Raw genomic sequence first — 18186 nt, forward strand, 5'->3', positions numbered from 1 at the left:
TCAACGCAGCTTGGGTGGACGCGCCGGATCCATGCCCGGATTGGCGCCGGGCGTCTGCACGGCTCCATCCGGGAATTGGGGCAGATCGAACCGCAGCCCATGCCGGGCGCTCCGCGCTGCTGACGGGTCTGAGGCCTTGAGGAAGGTCACATCCATTTCTCCTGCCTCGATGCCGGAAAACACCAGAGCCTCGCGCGCGGCCTGCGCCAACCCCTCCTCCGCGCCGGGGACTGGATCAACGAAGGCCAGCAGATGCCCGCGCCGCCCATCCGCATACCTGACGCCCACCAGATAGGCGCAGTGCGCCAGCCCCGCGGCCATCGCCAGCTTGGTATCCAGGGCAGTGATCAGCACCTCTGGCAGGCCCACAGGGGCGGAGATTTCCTGTGGCAGCGCCTCTTCGGGTTCGTGGTCATGGGCAACGGTCGCAGCAAGCCAGCTGACAGCGTCAGGCGGCAGCAGCATGGCGGACGGGGCGACCTCGAGGTTCAGACCGAGCCCCAGCGATTGTTCTGTCAGCAACGTCGCAAGAGCCCGCCCAGACAGTGCCGCATAGGGAGCAGGGCCACCTGTAAAACTTGTCAGACGTTCCTCCCGGTCGAATGCCAGAACGAAGGTATGCGCCTCCACCGGGAAAAGCCGCGGCGTCACGTTGTCCCCTTGGGCCTCAGCCGACAGAAGCAGGAAGAGTTCTGCATCCGCAAGGCGTTCGTAGAAGCGCAGGCGGACGGTGTCATCCTCGGGTGCGCTCTCCATCGCGGCATGGGCCGTGTCGAGCGGGGTTTGATCCGTCATGCAAGCTCCTCAGCGATGCGGCTGCGCAATTCGGGCAGCAGGTCGGTCGTGAACCAAGGGTTTTTACGAAGCCATCCGGTATTGCGCCACGACGGGTGCGGCAAGGGGATCACCTCGGGCACAAAGTCGCGCCACGCCGCTACGGTCGCAGTCACGCCGCCACGCGCCGCTGCACCCAGATGCCATTTCTGCGCGTAGCCGCCGATCAACAGGGTCAGGCGGATGTCGGGCAACCCCTCCATGACCGAGGCGCGCCATGTTTTTGCGCAGATCGGTGGCGGCGGCAGATCGGCGCCCTTCGCGTTGTAGCCCGGAAAACAGAACGCCATCGGCACAATGGCGATGCGGCTGCGGTCATAGAACGTGGCCTCATCCAGACCCAACCACGCCCTGAGACGGACGCCCGACGGGTCCATGAAGGGCTTGCCCGCTTTGTGCACCTTCATCCCCGGCGCCTGCCCTGCAATCAGCACCCGCGCCCCCGGTGCAAACCAGACCACCGGTTTGGGGTGGTGACGGGTCTGGGTGGCCGCAAACCGATCGGCGCAGATCGCACAGGTGCTGAGGTCATGGGCGAGCGGATGTGTTTCCATCCCCCGGAGCTAGGCCATTGGTCGCAACGCGGCAATCGGGACTTGATTATTTCGACATTTCTATAATTATAGAATTATGGAAGCGATATCGACTCATCTGCCCGATCAGAACCTTCAGGACGCGGCGGAGGCATTTGCCGCTCTGGGGGCGCCGCAGCGTTTGTCCGTCTTGCTGACCCTTGTGCGCGCGGGGCCGACGGGACTGTCCATCGGCGCCTTGGGCGCGCGGGTGGGCGTGACCGGTTCGACCCTGACGCACCATGTCAAGGCACTGGTGCAGGCCGGTCTGGTGGCACAGGTGCGCGAAGGACGCGTGATCCGCTGTACGGTCGTCTTCGGCCGGGTCGAGGCGTTGTCGGACTTCCTGCTGGCGCAGTGTTGCGCCGATACCGCGCAAACGGAGCATACCCATGGCTAACACCCAAACCGAGCCGGATCTTGCCCCTGCAACGGTGCGCAAACCTTGGTGGCGCGCGCTGTCGGGGCTGGACGCGGCCGCAGCCCTGATCGTGCTGATCCCGGCAGTTCTGTTGTTTGTGGACCGCGCGGCGCTGCCGCCGGTTCTGGCGGAAACCGCGGCTAGTTTTGCCCATACGCTGCCCTTCATCCTGTTCGCCGTGGCGGTGGTGGCGTATTTGCGGGCCGCGGGCGCCACGACCCTGTTGGCCAAGGTGTTCCAGGGGCATGAATCGCGCATGATCTTTCTCGCCGCGGTCTTTGGCGGGCTGTCGCCGTTTTGCTCGTGTGAGGTGATCCCCTTCGTCGCGGCCTTGCTGGCGGTCGGGGCCCCCTTGTCCGCGGTCATGGCGTTCTGGCTCGCCTCCCCCCTGATGGATCCGGCGATGTTTCTGGTGACAGCGGGCACGCTCGGGGTCGACTTCGCCCTCGCCAAAACCGGGTTTGCCATCGCCATCGGCCTCGGTGGCGGCTTTGCCGTCAAGGCTCTTTCGGGCAGCGCGCTCTACAGTGATCCGCTCAAGGAGCAACCAAAGTCGGCCTGCTGTGGATGCGGTCCTTCCCCGTTCGAGGGCACACCGAACTGGCGGTTCTGGCAGGAGGCACCACGCCGCGATGAGTTCACGTCTGTCGCGCGAGACAACCTGATATTCCTCGGCAAATGGCTGCTCCTCGCCTATTTGTTGCAATCACTAATGATCCGTTACGTCCCGGCGGACTGGATTGCGAACACCCTGGGCGGCGACGGAGCATGGCCGATCGTGATGGGTGCGCTTGTCGGGGGACCGGCCTATCTGAACGGCTATGCGGCCGTACCGCTGGTCGCTGGATTGCTGGAACAGGGCATGGCCCCGGGCGCGGCGATGTCCTTCGTGATCGCGGGCGGCGTCAGCTGCATCCCTGCCGCTGTCGCCGTCTGGGCGCTGGTGAAACCGCGCGTGTTCGCATCCTACATCGCGTTCGCGCTGATCGGCGCGCTGGTCGCAGGCTTTGGGTGGGCGGCGCTGGCCTGACCTGCAAGTGACCCTGGGTCAGCGCCAACTTGCCGACCCCGGGCGAACTCATGCAGACCTGTTGCGCAGCATACCGCGCAGGCGGTACAGCTTGCGCATTGGAGTAGATATTGCGCTTACCTTTTTTACCGATTTTGTTACAAGTGTCGGCAAATGATGCGGGATGGGCAGGACAGCCTTAACCCGCAGGGCAGTATTCAAACCGAGGTTTGAGGCACGAGGCGACCACGGTGATCGAATTCGATCAAGTCAGTAAGTCTTTCTGGACAGGCACGCAGCGCAAAGTCATTCTCGACGATGCGTCTTTTCGCGTGGAACCGGGCAATTCTCTCGGTATTCTGGCCAAGAATGGCACTGGCAAGACGACCCTGATCAACATGATGGCCGGGCTGGAACGACCGGACGAAGGCCATATCCGCCGCAAGGGGCGCATTTCGTTTCCCCTGGGCTTCATGGGTGGGGTCAAGGGCAACCTGACCGGGGTTGAAAATTCTCGTTACATTGCAAAACTCTATCACCTCGACGAAGACTACGTTGAGGCGTTTTGCAGGTATCTGTCAGGCATTGACGAGTATTTCGAGATGCCGCTCGGCACCTACAGCGCGGGGATGCGAGCCCGGTTTTCCTTTGCCCTCCTGATGGCGCTGGATTTTGATTTCTACCTGATCGACGAAGGGATGCCAGCGACCCTCGATGTCGGATTTAACAAGCGCGCTGGTACTGTCATGAAGGAGCGCCTTGAACGCGCCACCGTTGTGATCGTGTCGCATGAAACAAGCGTATTGGAAAAGTTCTGCTCGTCCGCGGGCGTCTTGCAGAACGGCAAACTCTTCATGTTCGATTCTCTCGAAGAAGCAAAAAGGCTCTATGACTATGAAGCCGACGGTTAAGAAATTTCGGATCCGGCGTTCGGACGTCGCCAATTCGCTTGCACGCCAGACGACGGCACCGCAGGCAAAGGCGCAACAGGCTGCGGCGCAAAAACCCGCTGCGGACCCGGCAAGCAAGGCCGCCCCCGGCCCCCGAACCACCGCAAACCCCGCCCCGGCAAAGCCCGCTTCGGGCAACCGCGAGACCAAAGCCGACGCGAAAATGCAGACGGCGATGAACGCCGCCAAAACCGGCCCTGCCCCAAACGCAAAGCCCAAACGTCCCGCCCAGCGCCCACAAGCCGGGGCTGGCCAGGCCAGGCCCAAGGCCGATGCAAAAGGCGCACCGACCGACGCCGATATCCTTGCCGAAGGTCTGACCGGGCGTCAGTTGCGCATCGCACGTCGGGTCGCCTTGCGCCACGGGCTCAAGCCGGAGACCGACCTTGATGCGGTGCGCATGTTGCGGGCGCAGGGGATCGACCCGTTCACGCGCGATTCCATCCTCGACCTCGTGGCAGACAAGAAAAAGGTGAACCTGCCCACGACGGTGCCGGACAATCAGGTGCCCGCGCCGCAGGTGCAGACCGAAGCCGATATCGCCCGCGAAGTAGAAAAGATCCAGAAAGGCATCGCCCAGCGCCGCCGCCGCCGGGTCGGTTTCCTTGCCGCGCGCCTTGCTGCATTTGTCTTTCTGCCGACGCTGGTCGCCGGGATCTACTATTTCCTGATCGCCACCCCGATGTTCGCAACGCATTCAGAATTCATCATCCAGCAGGCCGACGCACAAAGCGCCGGGGCACAGGGCGGCTTCGGCGGCATTCTGGGTGCGGGCGGAGGGCTTGCCACGACACAGGATGCCGTGACGGTCCAGAGTTATCTGACCTCTCGCGAGGCGATGCTGCGGTTGAACGAAGATCACGGGTTCAAGGACCACTTTTCCTCCCCCGAGATCGACTTCTTGCAGCGTCTCGCGCCCGACGCGTCGAATGAAGACGCGTTCAAACTTTACAAGGACCGCGTGATCATTGGCTTCGATCCAACCGAAGGCATCGTGAAGATGGAGGTGATCGCAGCCACGCCAGAGGTCAGTCACGCATTTTCTACCGCGCTCATTTCCTATGCCGAAGAGCAGGTCGACAACCTCACGCAGCGCTTGCGCGAGGACCAGATGAGCGGCGCGCGCGAAAGCTACGAGGATGCCGAGAACAAGGTTCGCGCCGCGCAGGAGCGGGTGCTTGAGTTGCAGGAAACGCGCGGCGTTCTGAGCGCCGATCTGGAAGCGTCATCGCAGATGCAGCAGATTTCCACCTTCGAGACACAGCTCAACCTTGAGAAGCTGCGCCTTCAGGAGCTTCTGCAGAATGCCTCTCCGAACTCTGCTCGTGCGACGGTTGTTGCGGGGAATATCGAACGCCTCGAAGCCCTGATCTCGCAGCTGCGTGCCGAGATGACTGATGGCGTGGATGGCCAGGCGTCTCTAGCGCGGGTCTCGGGCGAGTTGGTGATCGCGCAGGCCGATCTGGAGACACGTCAATCGATGCTCAGCCAGTCGCTTCAGCAGCTGGAGATGGCGCGGATTGAAGCCAACCGGCAGGTCCGGTATCTGTCTCTCGGTGTGCGGCCAATTGCACCGGACGAGGCCAGCTATCCAAGGGCTCTGGAAAACACTTTCCTTGCGTTTCTTGTCTTTGCGGGCATTTATCTGATGGTGTCGCTGACCGCCTCAGTGCTTCGAGAGCAAGTATCGGGATAGTATGAAAACCATAGACCTGCGCGGGCTGGAAATCGGCAACGATCTGCCTTTGACGATCATTGCCGGTCCCTGCCAGCTGGAAAGCCGCAGCCACGCTTTGGAGATTGCCGAAGCCATGCGGGCGGCTTGCGCCGACGCCGGGGCCGGGTACGTGTTCAAGGCCTCCTATGACAAGGCAAACCGGACGTCCGTTTCCGGCATGCGGGGCTTGGGCATGTCCGACGGTCTGGAGATCCTGGCCGACATCCGCAGCACGCTCAACGTGCCCGTGCTGACCGACGTACACGCCCCCGATCAGTGCGCGCCAGCGGCGCAGGCCGTCGATATCCTGCAAATCCCTGCCTTTCTGTGCCGTCAGACAGACCTGCTGCTGGCCGCAGGCAAAACCGGCGCGGTGATCAACATCAAGAAGGGCCAGTTTCTGGCCCCCTGGGATATGGCCAACGTCGCCGCGAAGGTTGCCTCGACAGGCAATGACAGGATCCTGCTGACCGAACGCGGGGCATCTTTTGGCTACAACACGCTCGTGACCGACATGCGCAGTCTGCCCACGATGATGCGTACAGGCTACCCGGTGGTGATGGACGCCACCCATTCGGTGCAACAACCCGGCGGTCAGGGCACTTCGTCCGGGGGGCAACGCGAATTCGCACCGGTGATGGCCCGCGCCGCCGTCAGCCTGGGCATCGCAGCCGTATTCATCGAGACGCACCCCGACCCGGACAACGCCCCGTCTGACGGGCCGAACATGATCGCCCTGACGGACATGCCCGGGCTGGTCCGAAGCCTCATGCGGTTCGACCGACTCGCAAAAGAAGATCCCTTGCGGGTCTAAGCTATCAAGGACCCCGACATGACCACACCGCTTGCTGACGTTGCCCAGAACACCTGGGAGTTTCTGCTTGAGCCGATGATCAAACCAACCGGGTTTCGAGAGTATGACGCGCGCTGGCGTTTCCCTGACGAGATCAATCTGCCCGGCGTCACCGCTCTGGGACTTGGCCTTGGCACTCAGATACACCGCCGCGGGATCAAGCCTGAGATCGCGGTTGGCAACGATTATCGCGACTATTCGCTGTCGGTGAAGAACGCCCTGATGATCGGCCTGATGCAAGCCGGGATCACGGTTCGTGACATTGGCCCCGCACTCAGCCCCATGGCGTATTTCAGCCAGTTCTTCCTCGATGTACCTGCGGTCGCGATGGTCACCGCATCGCACAACCCGAACGGCTGGACTGGGGTCAAGATGGGGTTCGACCGCCCCCTGACCCACGGCCCGGAGGAAATGTCCGAACTGCGTGACATCGTGCTGGGTGGCCAGGGTGTGCCCCGTGCGGGTGGCGCCATCAGCAGGGTAGACGGGATCGAAGAGGCATATATCGCCGACCTCGTCGGGGATTTTCGCCTGTCACGCCCTTTGAAGGTTGTCTGCGCGACTGGCAACGGGACGGCCGGACGGTTTGCGCCTGCGATCCTCGAACGGCTGGGCGCCGACGTAGTGCCGCTGCACACGGACCTTGATTACACCTTTCCGACCTATAACCCGAACCCCGAAGCGCTGGAAATGCTGCACGACATGGCTGCGGCCGTAAAAGCCTCCGGCGCCGACTTTGCGCTCGGGTTCGACGGGGACGGGGATCGCTGCGGTCTGGTCGATGACGAAGGCGAAGAGATTTTTGCCGACAAGGTCGGGGTTATCATGGCCCGTGATCTGGCCAAGCTCTACCCCGGCGCAACCTTCGTTGCAGATGTCAAATCAACGGGCCTGTTCGCGTCCGACCCCGAGTTGATCAAGAACGGCGTGAAGGCGGATTACTGGAAAACCGGGCACAGCCACATGAAGCGCCGCGTGAAGGAGATCGGCGCGCTCGCCGGGTTTGAAAAATCCGGGCATTACTTTCTCGCGCACCCGATCGGGCGCGGATATGACTGCGGCATGCGGGTCGCGGTCGAGTTCTGCAAGCTGATGGACCGCAACCCCGGGCGCAGCGTTTCAGACCTGCGCAGGGCTCTTCCGAAAACATGGTCCACGCCCACGATGTCGCCTTTCTGCCCGGACACCGAGAAATACGACGTCCTCGCGCGGATCGTGGCCAAGATCGAAGACCACGCAGCCAGAGGCGGCAAGATTGGCGGACGGGGCATCTCTGGCATCGTGACCGTGAACGGCGCGCGCGTAATGCTTGATAACGGCGCATGGGGACTGGTCCGCGCGTCGTCCAATACCCCCAATCTGGTCGTGGTATGCGAAAGCCCCGAGAGCGATGCGGAAATGCGCGCGATATTCAATGACCTCGACGCGATCGTGCAAACCGAGGACGCGGTCGGCGAGTACGATCAGAAAATCTGAAACCATCCGGGTCAGGTCTGTTTCCGGTAGATTTTTTTGGCGAAAGGTCTTGCACAACCTCGGGGAGGATCGTATCCCCATCGCCACTGTTGGGGTGTAGCCAAGCGGTAAGGCAGCGGTTTTTGGTACCGTGTACCGTAGGTTCGAATCCTACCACCCCAGCCATCTCTTTCTACATCCCGAGCGACGGGGACAGGTGTCAGGACTGGTCGGCTGACTTCGGTGTGCTTTCAGGCGGATCGTCGTAGACCGACCATCCAAACGCTCCGGTGCTTTGCGGCAATTCGGTATCGCCGGTGTTCCGCGCCAGATATGCCTTCGCGATGAAGTTCGCCGTGATCGGCGCCGTGAGAAACAGGAATAGTGTGATCAGCAACTCGTGCACCGATATATATCCCGTCTCCGCGTAGAAGAAGATCATGGAGGCGATCAAGACCCCGCCCACACCAAGGGTTGTCGCCTTGGTCGGGGCGTGCAAACGCTGCACCGTGTCCTTGAGTTTCACCAATCCGTAGGACCCGACGAACCCGAAGACCCCGCTGATCACCAGGGAAAGCGCAATGAGGAGTTCTGCGACAAAACTCATGGTCTACCTCACTCGATGATGTCGCCGCGCAGCAAGTAGCGGCAATAGGCAACGGTGGACACGAAACCGACCATTGCGATCAGCATCGCGGCTTCAAAGTAGATCGCGGTGCCTCGCCAGACCCCGTAGAGCACCAGAAGGGCAATGACGTTGATGACCATCGTATCCAGCGCAAGGATGCGATCGGCCGCGTCTGGGCCAACGGCGATCCGCCAGAGGTCGATCAGCAGGGCAAGCCCGTAACACCCCGCGGCAAACAGCAAAGCATATTCGATCATTGAAAGATCTCCTTGAGGCGGCGTTCGTAGCGCTGCTTGATCTCGTCCCGGACACTGTCCGGGTCGTCAGTATGCAGGCAGTGCACCAGGATACAGCCCCCATCCGCCGACAGCATGGTGGAAACGGTGCCAGGCGTCATGGTGATCGTCCCGGCAAGGACCGTGATCGCCTCGGCCGAGGTGAGTTCAAGCGGGACGACGATCCATTCCGACCGGATGGACGGTTTGGGTCGAAACAGGATGATCATCGCGACCTGCACATTGGCGACGACGATATCCCACAGCACGATCAGGATGTATTCGGCGATCTTCAGGGGCCGTCCGATCAGGGGTCGATCCGGCCAGTAGGCGGCGGTCAGCATCGGAATGAACAGCCCCAGCGCGGAGCCGAGGATCAGGTTGCCAAGGGTGAATGTGTTCACGAGGGCCAGCCAGACCAGCACCAACGTCACGCTCAGGATAGGATGTGGGATGAAGCGGGCCAACATGAATCACTCCTCCGTAGCGGGGTCGAGAACGGCGGCAATGTAACCCGCACGGTCAAACAGTTGTGTTGATGTCGCCTCCAGATAGGACGCCACCGGCCCCGCAAAAGCCGCCAGACCGGCCAGAACCGCGATGGCAACCATCGTGGGGGCCAGCTGTGTCGGACCAGCCTTGATCTGTGCTGGCGCGGAAGAGGCGTCACCGCCCTGCCCTGCCAAAGCGGTCGATTTCCAGAACAGAGCACTGCCCGCGCGAGCGAACCCGACTATCGTCAGCAGCGACCCCCCAAGGATGGCCGACCAGGCCCAGACCATGGCACCCGGGTCGCGCAGGGCATCCAGAACCAGCAACTTGCCGAGGAACCCGCTCAGCGGCGGCATCCCTGCCATTGCAATCGCGGCAGCAAAGAAGAGTGCGGCAAACAATCCGTTCTGCACGGTCGCAGGCACCGGGTTCAGAGTGTCCGCCGCGCGCTGGGTGACAACAAGATCGGCAATCAGGAACAGGCAGGCCGCTGCAAAGGTCGAGTGCACCATGTAGTAGAGCGCAGCGGTCGTGGCCGTCGGCGAGAACGCCGCGACCGCGACCAGCAGCGTCCCCATGGATCCGACCACGGAAAACGCGATCAAAGGCATCAGGCGCCGCGCACCCAGAACGCCGAATGCGCCGATGGCGATGGTCACGATGGCGGCCGGGAAGAGCCACGTGCTCGCCAGATCCTCTGTGCCCGGACTGCCTGGGCCGAAGGCTGTCGTATGGATGCGCAGGATCGCGTAGGCCCCGACCTTGGTCATGATTGCAAACAGCGCGGCCACAGGTGCGGGGGCGTTCGCATAGGTAGCGGGCAACCAGAACTGCACCGGGAAAAGTGCGGCCTTAACTGCAAACACGATCATCAGAAGCATCGCCGCGACACGCACGAGCGAGGCTTCCTCGGGCGGGATCTCGGGGATGCGGGCTGCCAGGTCAGCGATGTTCAGTGTCCCGGTGGAGGCGTAGAGCGTGCCGAGCGCAAACAGAAACAGGGTGGACCCGGCGAGGTTCATCACGACGTACTGCAGGCCCGCGCGCATCCGGTCACGCCCACCCGAATGGATCATCAACCCATAGGAGGCAATCAGCAGGACCTCGAAGAACACGAACAGATTGAAAATGTCGCCGGTCAGGAATGCGCCGCATATCCCCATGAGCTGGAACTGGAACAGGGCATGAAAATGCCGCCCCCGCGCGTCCCACCCGGTGGCGATGGCATGGATCAACACGATCAGAGCCAGCGACGCGGTCAGCAGGATCATCAGCGCCGACAACCGATCCAGAACAAGGACGATCCCGAAGGGCGCGGGCCAGTTGCCAAGCCGGTAGATATGCGTCGCCCCATCTGCCGCGAGCGCGGCCAGCCCAATGGCAGTGGCCAGTAAAAGCACGGTGCCCGTGACCGAAGCCACGCGCGCCAATGTCATGTCGTGACGCATGACGAAACCGATCAGCGGCGCAAGCAACGCAGGCAAGACGACGGGCAGGATGATCCAGTGCATCATCATGCCTGCGCATCCTTTTTGGCGTCCGCATCCATTTCGTCGCTGTCGATGTCGATGCGGTCACTGTTGGCTTCGAGATACGCGCCCAGGCCGATCATCACCAACACCGCCGTCATTCCGAACGAGATGACGATAGCCGTCAGAACGAGCGCCTGCGGTAGCGGGTCGGTATAAACGCCGTCGCCGTACTTCGACAGGATCGGTGACATGTCGATGGCCAGCCGTCCGCTGGCGAACAGGAACACGTTGACCGCGTACGACAACAACGCAAGGCCAAGGATCACCGGGAAGGTGCGCAACCGCAAAAGCAGGTAGACCCCACCCGCCGTCAGAACGCCCACCGTGCTTGCGACAATAACTTCCATATCAGGAGCCCGCCTTCGCTTCGGCGGCCTGTTCGCCCGGGTCGTAATCCATCGGCTCGACGTTCACCGTCTCTCCGGCAAAACGCGCGATCCGCGACAAGCTGTAGAGCATCAGCATCACCGCCCCCAACACGGTTAGGAACACGCCAAGATCAAACAGCATGGCGGTCGCGAGTTCGAACTCCTCGATCGGAGGCAGGTGGACGTAGGTGTACGCGCTCGTCAGGAACGGGCGCCCGGCAAGCCATGCACCCACGCCCGTAAGCCCGGCTATCACGATGCCGATGCCGATCATCGTATGATACTCGATCTTCTTGCGCTCCTGCGTCCAGGCGAAGCCTGACGCCATGTACTGCATCAAGAGCGCGATGGCGATCACCAGACCGGCGACGAACCCGCCACCGGGCTCGTTATGGCCCCGCAGGAAGATATAGACCCCGACCACAACCGCAATCGGCATCAGCACGCGGGTCACGACGACCATCATCAGCGGGTGACGGTCGCGCGACCGGTCATAGCCGTAATCCAGTTGCCTCAGCCGCTTCGCAGCGGGTCCATCCAGCAGTGCATGCATCAGCGCAAAAATCACGAGCCCGGCAATGCCAAGCACGATGATCTCGCCATAGGTATCATAGCCCCGGAAATCCACGAGGATCACGTTGACCACGTTTGTGCCGCCTCCGCCCTCATAACTGTTGGCGATGTGGAACCCCGAAATCGTTTCGATGTCGCGCATCAGGAAGGCATAGGCGAGCCCGCCAACCCCGCCGCCCGCAGCAAGCGCAATCGCGCCGTCCCGGATCTTGAGGCCCATCGGGCTTTCCTTCGGGGTCAGTTGCGGCAGGAAGTGCAGCGCCAGCAGAAGCAGCATGATCGTCACCGTCTCGACCGAGATCTGCGTCAGAGCCAGATCCGGCGCAGAGAGGTACACGAACCCGGCAGAGATCGACAATCCGATGATCCCGATCAGGACCAGCGCGCGGAACCGGTGGTGATGCATCACAACCACCGAGACAGTTGCAACCACCAGCATCACCCAGCCTATCGCGATCACCAGCGGCACAGGCAGCAGCCCGCGCGTCGGCGCGGACAGCCCACTGCCGGAATAGGCGATCCACCCAAGTGCAACGGATGCGACGGTGAAAATCGCAAGATACCGGCTGATCGCGCCGTTATGGGTGCGGTCGGTAATGCCACGCGCCGCGGATACAAGCGCCGCGACAAGCCGATCGAAGATGGCCTTTGCCTCTGGCCGGCGGGCGGCGATCCAGACCCGGTCGAGCACCCGGTGCTGCGTCAGTAGCAGCGCGCCGCCGATCGTGGCCACGACGGACATCCACAACGCGGGCGTCAAACCATGCCAGATTTTAAGATGTGGGTGCAGGTCCGCCCCGGTCACTGCGTTGGCCGCAACCGTCACAAGTCCCTCGGCCAGGAACGGCGCAACGCCGATCAGGACCACCAGAAAAACCAGCAGCGCAGGCGAGGCCCACATGCCGAAAGGCGGATCGTGGGGCGTATGCGGATAATCGTCACGCTTGGGTCCAAGAAAGACATGCGCCACGAAGCGGAACGAATAGGCCACCGACAAAAGCGCGCCGAATGTCGCCACGACGGGCACCGCATAGTGACTGCCGAACCAATCTGTGTGAGCAGCCTCCTCCAGCATCAGTTCCTTGGACAGGAACCCGTTGAAGAGCGGAATACCCGCCATCGACAGGGCTGCAACTGTTCCGATGACGAAGGTTACCGGCATCAAGTGCCGGAGCCCGCCGAGCCGCTTTATGTCGCGGGTATGGGTCTCATGGTCGACAATACCGGCGGTCATGAAGAGCGCGGCCTTGAACGTCAGGTGGTTGATGATGTGGAACACCGCCGCCACCGCCGCGGCCGTGGTTCCAAAGCCCAACAGCATTGTCAGAAGCCCAAGATGACTGACGGTTGAAAAGGCCAGCAGCGCTTTCAGGTCATCCTTGAACAGCGCGATCAGCGCGCCCAGAACCATGGTGATCAACCCTGTTGTCGCCACGATGTAGAACCACGCATCCGTCCCGGACAGGACCGGCCACATCCGCGCCATCAGGAACACACCCGCCTTCACCATCGTTGCCGAGTGCAGATAGGCCGACACCGGCGTCGGAGCGGCCATCGCATGGGGAAGCCAGAAGTGGAACGGGAACTGGGCGGATTTGGTGAACGCGCCCAGCAGGATCAGGATCAGTGCGGGCAGGTACCACTCGGACGCGCGGATCGCGTCGCCCGCTTGCAGGATGTCCGTCAGATTATAGCTGCCCGCGATATTGCCGAGGATCAGCATGCCACCGATCATCGCCAGCCCGCCCGCGCCGGTGACCGCCAACGCCATACGTGCTCCCTGCCGCCCTTCGGGCAAATGCTTCCAATAACCGATCAGCAGGAACGAAGACAGCGAAGTCAGCTCCCAGAAAATCAGCAAAAGCAAGATGTTATCCGAAATGACAATGCCCAGCATCGCCCCCTGGAACAACAGCAGATAGGTATAGAACTGCCCCATCGGATCCTGGCTGGACAGGTAGAACCGCGCATAAAGCGTGATCAACAGCCCGACGCCAAGGATCATGCCCGCAAACAGCAGACCCAAGCCATCAAGGAAGAAAGACACCGACAGGCCGAGTTGTGGCAGCCATTCGATCTCTGCCTGGATCACCTCGCCGCGCATGACCGCCGGGGCCAGCGTCAGAAGCATGATAAAGGCCAGCGCGGTCGGAACAGCCGTGAACGTCGCGCAGGCCGTCCGGCCAGCTCTGATCATAAGGCCCGGAACAAGCGCCCCGACAAACGGCAGCAGCGCGATGATAAAAAGCAGATGGCCCCCGAGGCTCATTATCCGTCCTTATGGAACTTCTTGTTTCACCACTGGATACCCGCGGCGGCGCAAGCTGTAAAACACAGCTTTGCATTTCGCATAGGACCGTTTGACGCGCGACCGGTCGGCCCAGCCCGACATCCCGCTGTGACACCCTGTGTCAGGACCGGGGCCAGACCGGATGATGGTCGTCGATCACGAACGTATGGGTATGGCGTATGCGCCGGTGGCGATGCCGCCCCGTGGCGGGGCCCTCCAATTGGCCCAGCGCGTGGTGCGGCCCGGCGCGCGGGCCGTGTTCGTGCTCCACCTCCTCGTGCTCGTGTTCGATCACGAGCGGGTCGCTTTCCGGCCAAAGCCGAACCGCAGTAACAATCGCCCCTACAACACAAGCCGCCAGCACAAATGAAATCGCCGACAGGCCGAGTGCAACGCCGCCCCACCCGGCAAGTGGATAGCTGACAAGCCAGCATGCGTGCGAGAGCGCAAACTGCGCGGCAAAGACTGCCGGTCGGTCCTCCGCATGGGCGGAGCGGCGCAACAAAAGCCCGGCGGGCGTTTGAACAAGGGCCGCCGCCGCTCCCAGAAATGCCCAAAGCCCAAAGGCGGGCGCCAGTCCGGGCAGAAACGGAATACAGCACATGCCGATGGCCAGCCCCGCCGCGCCACCAAGCATGGCAGACCGTTCAGGCACCAGGTGCAAAAGATGCGGCAGGCCAAGCGCGACGGCCATTGACCCAGCGCCGTAGCTGGCAAACAGCATCGCGACCTGCTGTTCGGTTCCGCCGAACCGATCCTGCACCAGAACCACCGTGTTCACGATGACCATCGCTCCGGCCGACGCGACTGCGAAGCTCAGCGCCAGAAGACCTCGCAGGCGCGGTGTGGCAAGATAGATCCAGCTTCCCCGCAGCAGTTTCCGCCGAAATCCCGACGGGTCGGACACGGCCTGCAAGCCGGGCAGGGCCGCCGCAGCAACCAGCAGCGCGGAGGCCAGAAACCCGAGCGTCGTGCCGACGAACAGCCAGTGAAAGCTGATCAGGCTCAACAGGAGCCCTGCGAGCAAAGGGCTCAGAAGCGCCTCGGTATCGTAGGCCAGACGCGACAGTGACAGAGCCTTTGTATACGCCTCCTCTGTGTCGATCAGGTCGGGAATGATCGCCTGGAAGACCGGCGTGAACCCGGCCGAGCAGCTCTGAAACAACACGATCAGCACGTAGATCTGCCAGACCTCTGTGACAAATGGCAAAACCAGCACAAACGCCGCGCGCAGCAGGTCCAGTGTCACCAGGTAGGCCTTGCGCGGCAGGCGGCGCGCGACCAGTTCCGCCACGGGCGCGACGCTGACATATACGACCATCTTCAGGGCCAGTGCGGTGCCCAGCACCAGCCCCGCCTGCGCCCCGGCCAGATCATACGCCAGTAGACCGAGCGCGACCGTCGTGAGCCCGGTGCCAAGCAGCGACAGAACCTGTGCCGCGAACAGGCGGCGGTATGCGGGATGCGCCAGGACAGAGAACATCGCGCGCAGGCTAGCCCGCCACGTGCGCGTCGGTAAAGCCATCAGCTTGGCCCGCCCGCCAAGTTTGCCCTTGCCCTGCGCCCCCGTGCGCGGCGATAGTCCCGACGGTTCCAGGACAGGCCATTCCGCCATGCGCATCCGCTCTTTGCTGTTCCCTTTTTGCGCGCTCGTCTGCGCGCTTGGCCTCTGGTCGGCTGCCGCATCGGCGGGCCGCGCCGAGGTGACGGTGTTCGCCGCCGCCAGCCTGAAAACCGCGCTCGATGCCGCCCTGTCCGATTTCGAGGCCGAGACCGGGGTCAAGACCGCGGCCTCCTATGCCGGATCATCGGTGCTTGCCCGCCAGATTCAACTTGGTGCACCAGCTGATCTGTTCATTTCCGCCAATCAAGACTGGATGGATCTGCTTGGGGCGGACGGCCATCTGGCACCAGGAACGCGCCGGGATATGCTGGGCAACAGCCTTGTTCTTATCGCCCATGGGGCCGACGCCCCGGAGCTGACTCTGGCCGACCTGCCCAGCCAATTGGGCACCGGGCGCTTGGCGATGGCACTGGTCAGCGCCGTACCCGCCGGCATCTACGGAAAGGCGGCGCTTGAGGCTGCGGGCCTGTGGGATGCGCTTGCCCCGCAGATCGCCCAGGCCGACAATGTACGCGCTGCGCTGGCGCTGGTCGCAACTGGCGAAGCCCCGTTCGGCATCGTCTACGCCACGGACGCCCGGGCGGAGACGCGGGTGACAGTTGTTGCGCGGATTGACCCCGCAACCCACGCGCCGATCGTCTATCCGGCCGCTCTGACATCGCGCGCGCGGTCGGCGCATGCACATACCCTGCTCAGCTATCTCACCGGGCCAAAGGCAGCCGACAGGTTCCTTGCCCAAGGCTTCACGGTTCTGGCCGAATAGACCGCGATGGATTGGCTGACCCCCGAGGAATGGAGCGCGGTGTCCCTGTCCTTGCGCGTGGCGTTCTGGGCCACGCTGCTCAGCCTTCCGCTCGGAGTGTTGACCGCCTATGCACTGGCGCGCTGGCAGTTCCCCGGTCGTCAGCTTCTGAACGGGCTTGTGCACCTGCCGTTGATCCTGCCTCCGGTCGTGACCGGGTATCTGCTGCTGCTGACCTTCGGCACCCAGGGCCCGATCGGCGGCTTTCTGGAAAGCTTCGGCATCGTGTTCGCCTTCCGCTGGACCGGGGCCGCGCTGGCGGCTGGGGTGATGGCCTTTCCGCTGATGGTCCGGGCCATGCGCCTGTCGATCGAAGCGGTGGATCCAAAACTTGAACAGGCCGCGGCCACGCTCGGAGCCTCCGGACCCTGGGTGTTCTGCACCATCACCCTTCCGCTGATCCTGCCTGGCGTGCTCGCCGGAGCCATTCTGGCCTTCGCCAAGGCGATGGGAGAATTCGGGGCAACCATCACCTTCGTGTCCAACATCCCAGGCCAGACGCAAACCCTGCCCTCCGCGATCTATGCCTTCTTGCAGGTGCCGGGCGGTGAAAGCTCTGCCATGCGCCTTGTGATCATCTCGGTGATCGTGGCAATGGGCGCGCTTCTGGCATCCGAAATTGTCGCCAGGCGCATCGCCAGACGGGTTTCCGGCCAATGACGCTGTCCGTCCACCTTCAACATGGTTTTGGTGCTTTCGCCCTCGATGCGGGCTTCGAGGCCCCGCAGGGCATCACCGTGCTCTTCGGGCGGTCGGGATCTGGCAAGACGACCATCGTCAATGCCGTGGCGGGTCTGCTGCAACCCGACGCCGGCCAGATCTCCCTGAACGGAGAGGTACTGCTCGACACAGCGTCCGGAGTGTCATTGCCGCCGCACAAACGGGGTCTTGGCTACATCTTCCAGGAAGGCCGCCTGTTCCCGCACCTGACGGTCCGGCAGAACCTGACCTACGGGCAGGTCTTCACGCGCGGCAGGCCGCCAGGGCCGAACTTCGATCAGGTGGTGGACCTGCTTGGGATCGGCGCGCTTCAGGACCGTCGCCCGGGTGCGCTTTCAGGGGGGGAAAAGCAACGCGTGGCCATCGGGCGCGCCCTGCTCGCCCGGCCGCGTCTGATCCTTGCGGATGAACCGCTGGCCGCACTGGACGAAGCCCGCAAGGCGGAGATTCTGCCCTATTTCGAACGGCTGCGGGACGAGGTGGCAATCCCGATCCTCTACGTGAGCCACGCCGCCGCCGAGGTCGCGCGCCTGGCCACGACCGTGGTTGCATTGCAGGACGGGCGCGTTGCGCGCCAGGGTCCGGCGATCGAGGTGCTGAGCGATCCGATGGTCACGCCGGCAGGTGTCCGCGCCGCCGGTGCGGTGCTGGAGGCGCGCGTCGTGGCCCACCACCCGGACGGGCTGAGCGAGTTGGACGCGCAGGGGCAGCGGCTGTTTCTGCCGCAGCTTGACCGCCCTGTCGGCGCGCAGATTCGCGTGCGGATCGCGGCACAGGACGTGATCCTGTCGCGCACCGCACCCGAGGGGCTGTCTGCGCTGAACATCCTGTCGGGCGAAATAGACCAGATCCGCCCGGGTGATGGGCCCGGAACACTGGTGTCGCTGCGCACGCCCGCCGGAACCGTGCTGGCGCGGGTCACGCAACGCTCCGCCGCAGCGCTGGATCTGGCCCCCGGGCGGTCGTGCTTTGCGGTGCTGAAATCGGTCGCAGTGGCCCCGCAGGATGTCGGGTGATCCGGTCCCGACTGCGCGGACTTGTGCGTTGTAACCGCGAGGCGCTTCTGTTCAC

The 18186-nt window shown here is 63.0% G+C and carries 18 protein-coding genes and 1 tRNA gene; 10 read left to right on the top strand and 9 right to left on the bottom strand.

What is annotated here, in order from left to right:
• Positions 1–795, bottom strand: a complete 795-nt coding sequence (locus ACP15N_RS07300; RefSeq protein ID WP_425091555.1) for an SseB family protein — start codon at positions 793–795, stop codon at positions 1–3.
• Entirely contained in the window at positions 792–1388 is a 597-nt protein-coding gene (locus tag ACP15N_RS07305; RefSeq protein WP_425091556.1) for a uracil-DNA glycosylase family protein, read from the bottom strand. The genes ACP15N_RS07300 and ACP15N_RS07305 overlap by 4 nt, the downstream gene beginning before the upstream one ends.
• A 76-nt stretch (positions 1389–1464) precedes the next feature.
• On the opposite strand from ACP15N_RS07305, the gene ACP15N_RS07310 reads away from it, so the two are divergent.
• The 7 genes from ACP15N_RS07310 to ACP15N_RS07340 all read left to right on the top strand — a co-directional run bounded on the left by ACP15N_RS07310 (position 1465) and on the right by ACP15N_RS07340 (position 7997).
• Positions 1465–1806: an ArsR/SmtB family transcription factor gene (locus ACP15N_RS07310; RefSeq protein ID WP_425091557.1), complete on the top strand. Its 342-nt coding sequence runs from the start codon at positions 1465–1467 to the stop codon at positions 1804–1806.
• On the top strand, positions 1799–2857 hold the full coding sequence (locus ACP15N_RS07315; RefSeq protein ID WP_425091558.1) for a permease: 1059 nt from the start codon (positions 1799–1801) through the stop codon (positions 2855–2857). The genes ACP15N_RS07310 and ACP15N_RS07315 overlap by 8 nt, the downstream gene beginning before the upstream one ends.
• Before the next feature lie 230 nt (positions 2858–3087).
• Complete coding sequence (locus ACP15N_RS07320) at positions 3088–3747, top strand: ABC transporter ATP-binding protein (RefSeq protein WP_425091559.1); 660 nt, start codon at positions 3088–3090, stop codon at positions 3745–3747.
• Entirely contained in the window at positions 3731–5482 is a 1752-nt protein-coding gene (locus ACP15N_RS07325; protein WP_425091560.1) for a capsule biosynthesis protein, read from the top strand. Before ACP15N_RS07320 ends, ACP15N_RS07325 begins: the two co-directional genes overlap by 17 nt.
• Before the next feature lies 1 nt (position 5483).
• Positions 5484–6317: a 3-deoxy-8-phosphooctulonate synthase gene (gene kdsA / locus ACP15N_RS07330; RefSeq protein WP_425091561.1), complete on the top strand. Its 834-nt coding sequence runs from the start codon at positions 5484–5486 to the stop codon at positions 6315–6317.
• A gap of 18 nt (positions 6318–6335) precedes the next feature.
• Positions 6336–7832 carry a phosphomannomutase/phosphoglucomutase gene (locus tag ACP15N_RS07335; RefSeq protein WP_425091562.1) on the top strand — a complete coding sequence of 499 codons (1497 nt, stop codon included), beginning with the start codon at positions 6336–6338 and terminating at the stop codon, positions 7830–7832.
• A 90-nt stretch (positions 7833–7922) separates the two neighbouring features.
• Positions 7923–7997, top strand: a tRNA-Gln gene (locus tag ACP15N_RS07340).
• Between the two features lie 34 nt (positions 7998–8031).
• Here the strand turns inward: ACP15N_RS07340 and ACP15N_RS07345 are convergent.
• The 7 genes from ACP15N_RS07345 to ACP15N_RS07375 all read right to left on the bottom strand — a co-directional run bounded on the left by ACP15N_RS07345 (position 8032) and on the right by ACP15N_RS07375 (position 15452).
• The gene (locus ACP15N_RS07345; protein ID WP_425091563.1) at positions 8032–8418 is read right to left on the bottom strand and encodes a Na+/H+ antiporter subunit G; all 387 of its coding nucleotides are present in this window, start codon (positions 8416–8418) and stop codon (positions 8032–8034) included.
• 8 nt (positions 8419–8426) lie between these two features.
• Positions 8427–8696, bottom strand: coding sequence for a K+/H+ antiporter subunit F (locus tag ACP15N_RS07350; protein ID WP_425091564.1), 270 nt, complete (start codon positions 8694–8696; stop codon positions 8427–8429).
• On the bottom strand, positions 8693–9184 hold the full coding sequence (locus tag ACP15N_RS07355) for a Na+/H+ antiporter subunit E (protein ID WP_425091565.1): 492 nt from the start codon (positions 9182–9184) through the stop codon (positions 8693–8695). The genes ACP15N_RS07350 and ACP15N_RS07355 overlap by 4 nt, the downstream gene beginning before the upstream one ends.
• A gap of 3 nt (positions 9185–9187) precedes the next feature.
• On the bottom strand, positions 9188–10720 hold the full coding sequence (locus tag ACP15N_RS07360) for a monovalent cation/H+ antiporter subunit D (protein ID WP_425091613.1): 1533 nt from the start codon (positions 10718–10720) through the stop codon (positions 9188–9190).
• On the bottom strand, positions 10720–11085 hold the full coding sequence (locus ACP15N_RS07365) for a Na+/H+ antiporter subunit C (RefSeq protein ID WP_425091566.1): 366 nt from the start codon (positions 11083–11085) through the stop codon (positions 10720–10722). Before ACP15N_RS07365 ends, ACP15N_RS07360 begins: the two co-directional genes overlap by 1 nt.
• 1 nt (position 11086) lies before the next feature.
• Positions 11087–13948 carry a monovalent cation/H+ antiporter subunit A gene (locus tag ACP15N_RS07370; RefSeq protein ID WP_425091567.1) on the bottom strand — a complete coding sequence of 954 codons (2862 nt, stop codon included), beginning with the start codon at positions 13946–13948 and terminating at the stop codon, positions 11087–11089.
• Positions 13949–14090: 142 nt separating this feature from the next.
• The gene (locus ACP15N_RS07375; protein ID WP_425091614.1) at positions 14091–15452 is read right to left on the bottom strand and encodes an MFS transporter; all 1362 of its coding nucleotides are present in this window, start codon (positions 15450–15452) and stop codon (positions 14091–14093) included.
• A 130-nt stretch (positions 15453–15582) separates the two neighbouring features.
• On the opposite strand from ACP15N_RS07375, the gene modA reads away from it, so the two are divergent.
• The 3 genes from modA to modC are packed head-to-tail and all read left to right on the top strand — an operon-like array spanning position 15583 to position 18131.
• On the top strand, positions 15583–16356 hold the full coding sequence (modA, locus tag ACP15N_RS07380; RefSeq protein WP_425091568.1) for a molybdate ABC transporter substrate-binding protein: 774 nt from the start codon (positions 15583–15585) through the stop codon (positions 16354–16356).
• A 6-nt stretch (positions 16357–16362) separates the two neighbouring features.
• Positions 16363–17055 carry a molybdate ABC transporter permease subunit gene (gene modB, locus ACP15N_RS07385; RefSeq protein WP_425091569.1) on the top strand — a complete coding sequence of 231 codons (693 nt, stop codon included), beginning with the start codon at positions 16363–16365 and terminating at the stop codon, positions 17053–17055.
• A complete protein-coding gene (gene modC, locus ACP15N_RS07390; protein ID WP_425091570.1) occupies positions 17052–18131 on the top strand; it encodes a molybdenum ABC transporter ATP-binding protein in 1080 nt (359 codons plus the stop codon). The genes modB and modC overlap by 4 nt, the downstream gene beginning before the upstream one ends.
• Positions 18132–18186 lie beyond the last annotated feature (55 nt).

Source organism: Tropicimonas sp. S265A (assembly GCF_049800835.1).
Classification (GTDB): Bacteria; Pseudomonadota; Alphaproteobacteria; order Rhodobacterales; family Rhodobacteraceae; genus Dinoroseobacter.

What these genes read in the sequence shown, in the direction of transcription:
- ACP15N_RS07300 (WP_425091555.1), bottom strand. Translation starts at nt 795, where the DNA reads ATGACGGATCAAACCCCGCTCGACACGGCCCATGCCGCGATGGAGAGC.
- ACP15N_RS07305 (WP_425091556.1), bottom strand. Translation starts at nt 1,388, where the DNA reads ATGGAAACACATCCGCTCGCCCATGACCTCAGCACCTGTGCGATCTGC.
- ACP15N_RS07310 (WP_425091557.1), top strand. Translation starts at nt 1,465, where the DNA reads ATGGAAGCGATATCGACTCATCTGCCCGATCAGAACCTTCAGGACGCG.
- ACP15N_RS07315 (WP_425091558.1), top strand. Translation starts at nt 1,799, where the DNA reads ATGGCTAACACCCAAACCGAGCCGGATCTTGCCCCTGCAACGGTGCGC.
- ACP15N_RS07325 (WP_425091560.1), top strand. Translation starts at nt 3,731, where the DNA reads ATGAAGCCGACGGTTAAGAAATTTCGGATCCGGCGTTCGGACGTCGCC.
- kdsA (WP_425091561.1), top strand. Translation starts at nt 5,484, where the DNA reads ATGAAAACCATAGACCTGCGCGGGCTGGAAATCGGCAACGATCTGCCT.
- ACP15N_RS07335 (WP_425091562.1), top strand. Translation starts at nt 6,336, where the DNA reads ATGACCACACCGCTTGCTGACGTTGCCCAGAACACCTGGGAGTTTCTG.
- ACP15N_RS07345 (WP_425091563.1), bottom strand. Translation starts at nt 8,418, where the DNA reads ATGAGTTTTGTCGCAGAACTCCTCATTGCGCTTTCCCTGGTGATCAGC.
- ACP15N_RS07350 (WP_425091564.1), bottom strand. Translation starts at nt 8,696, where the DNA reads ATGATCGAATATGCTTTGCTGTTTGCCGCGGGGTGTTACGGGCTTGCC.
- ACP15N_RS07355 (WP_425091565.1), bottom strand. Translation starts at nt 9,184, where the DNA reads ATGTTGGCCCGCTTCATCCCACATCCTATCCTGAGCGTGACGTTGGTG.
- ACP15N_RS07360 (WP_425091613.1), bottom strand. Translation starts at nt 10,720, where the DNA reads ATGATGCACTGGATCATCCTGCCCGTCGTCTTGCCTGCGTTGCTTGCG.
- ACP15N_RS07365 (WP_425091566.1), bottom strand. Translation starts at nt 11,085, where the DNA reads ATGGAAGTTATTGTCGCAAGCACGGTGGGCGTTCTGACGGCGGGTGGG.
- ACP15N_RS07370 (WP_425091567.1), bottom strand. Translation starts at nt 13,948, where the DNA reads ATGAGCCTCGGGGGCCATCTGCTTTTTATCATCGCGCTGCTGCCGTTT.
- ACP15N_RS07375 (WP_425091614.1), bottom strand. Translation starts at nt 15,452, where the DNA reads ATGTTCTCTGTCCTGGCGCATCCCGCATACCGCCGCCTGTTCGCGGCA.
- modA (WP_425091568.1), top strand. Translation starts at nt 15,583, where the DNA reads ATGCGCATCCGCTCTTTGCTGTTCCCTTTTTGCGCGCTCGTCTGCGCG.
- modB (WP_425091569.1), top strand. Translation starts at nt 16,363, where the DNA reads ATGGATTGGCTGACCCCCGAGGAATGGAGCGCGGTGTCCCTGTCCTTG.
- modC (WP_425091570.1), top strand. Translation starts at nt 17,052, where the DNA reads ATGACGCTGTCCGTCCACCTTCAACATGGTTTTGGTGCTTTCGCCCTC.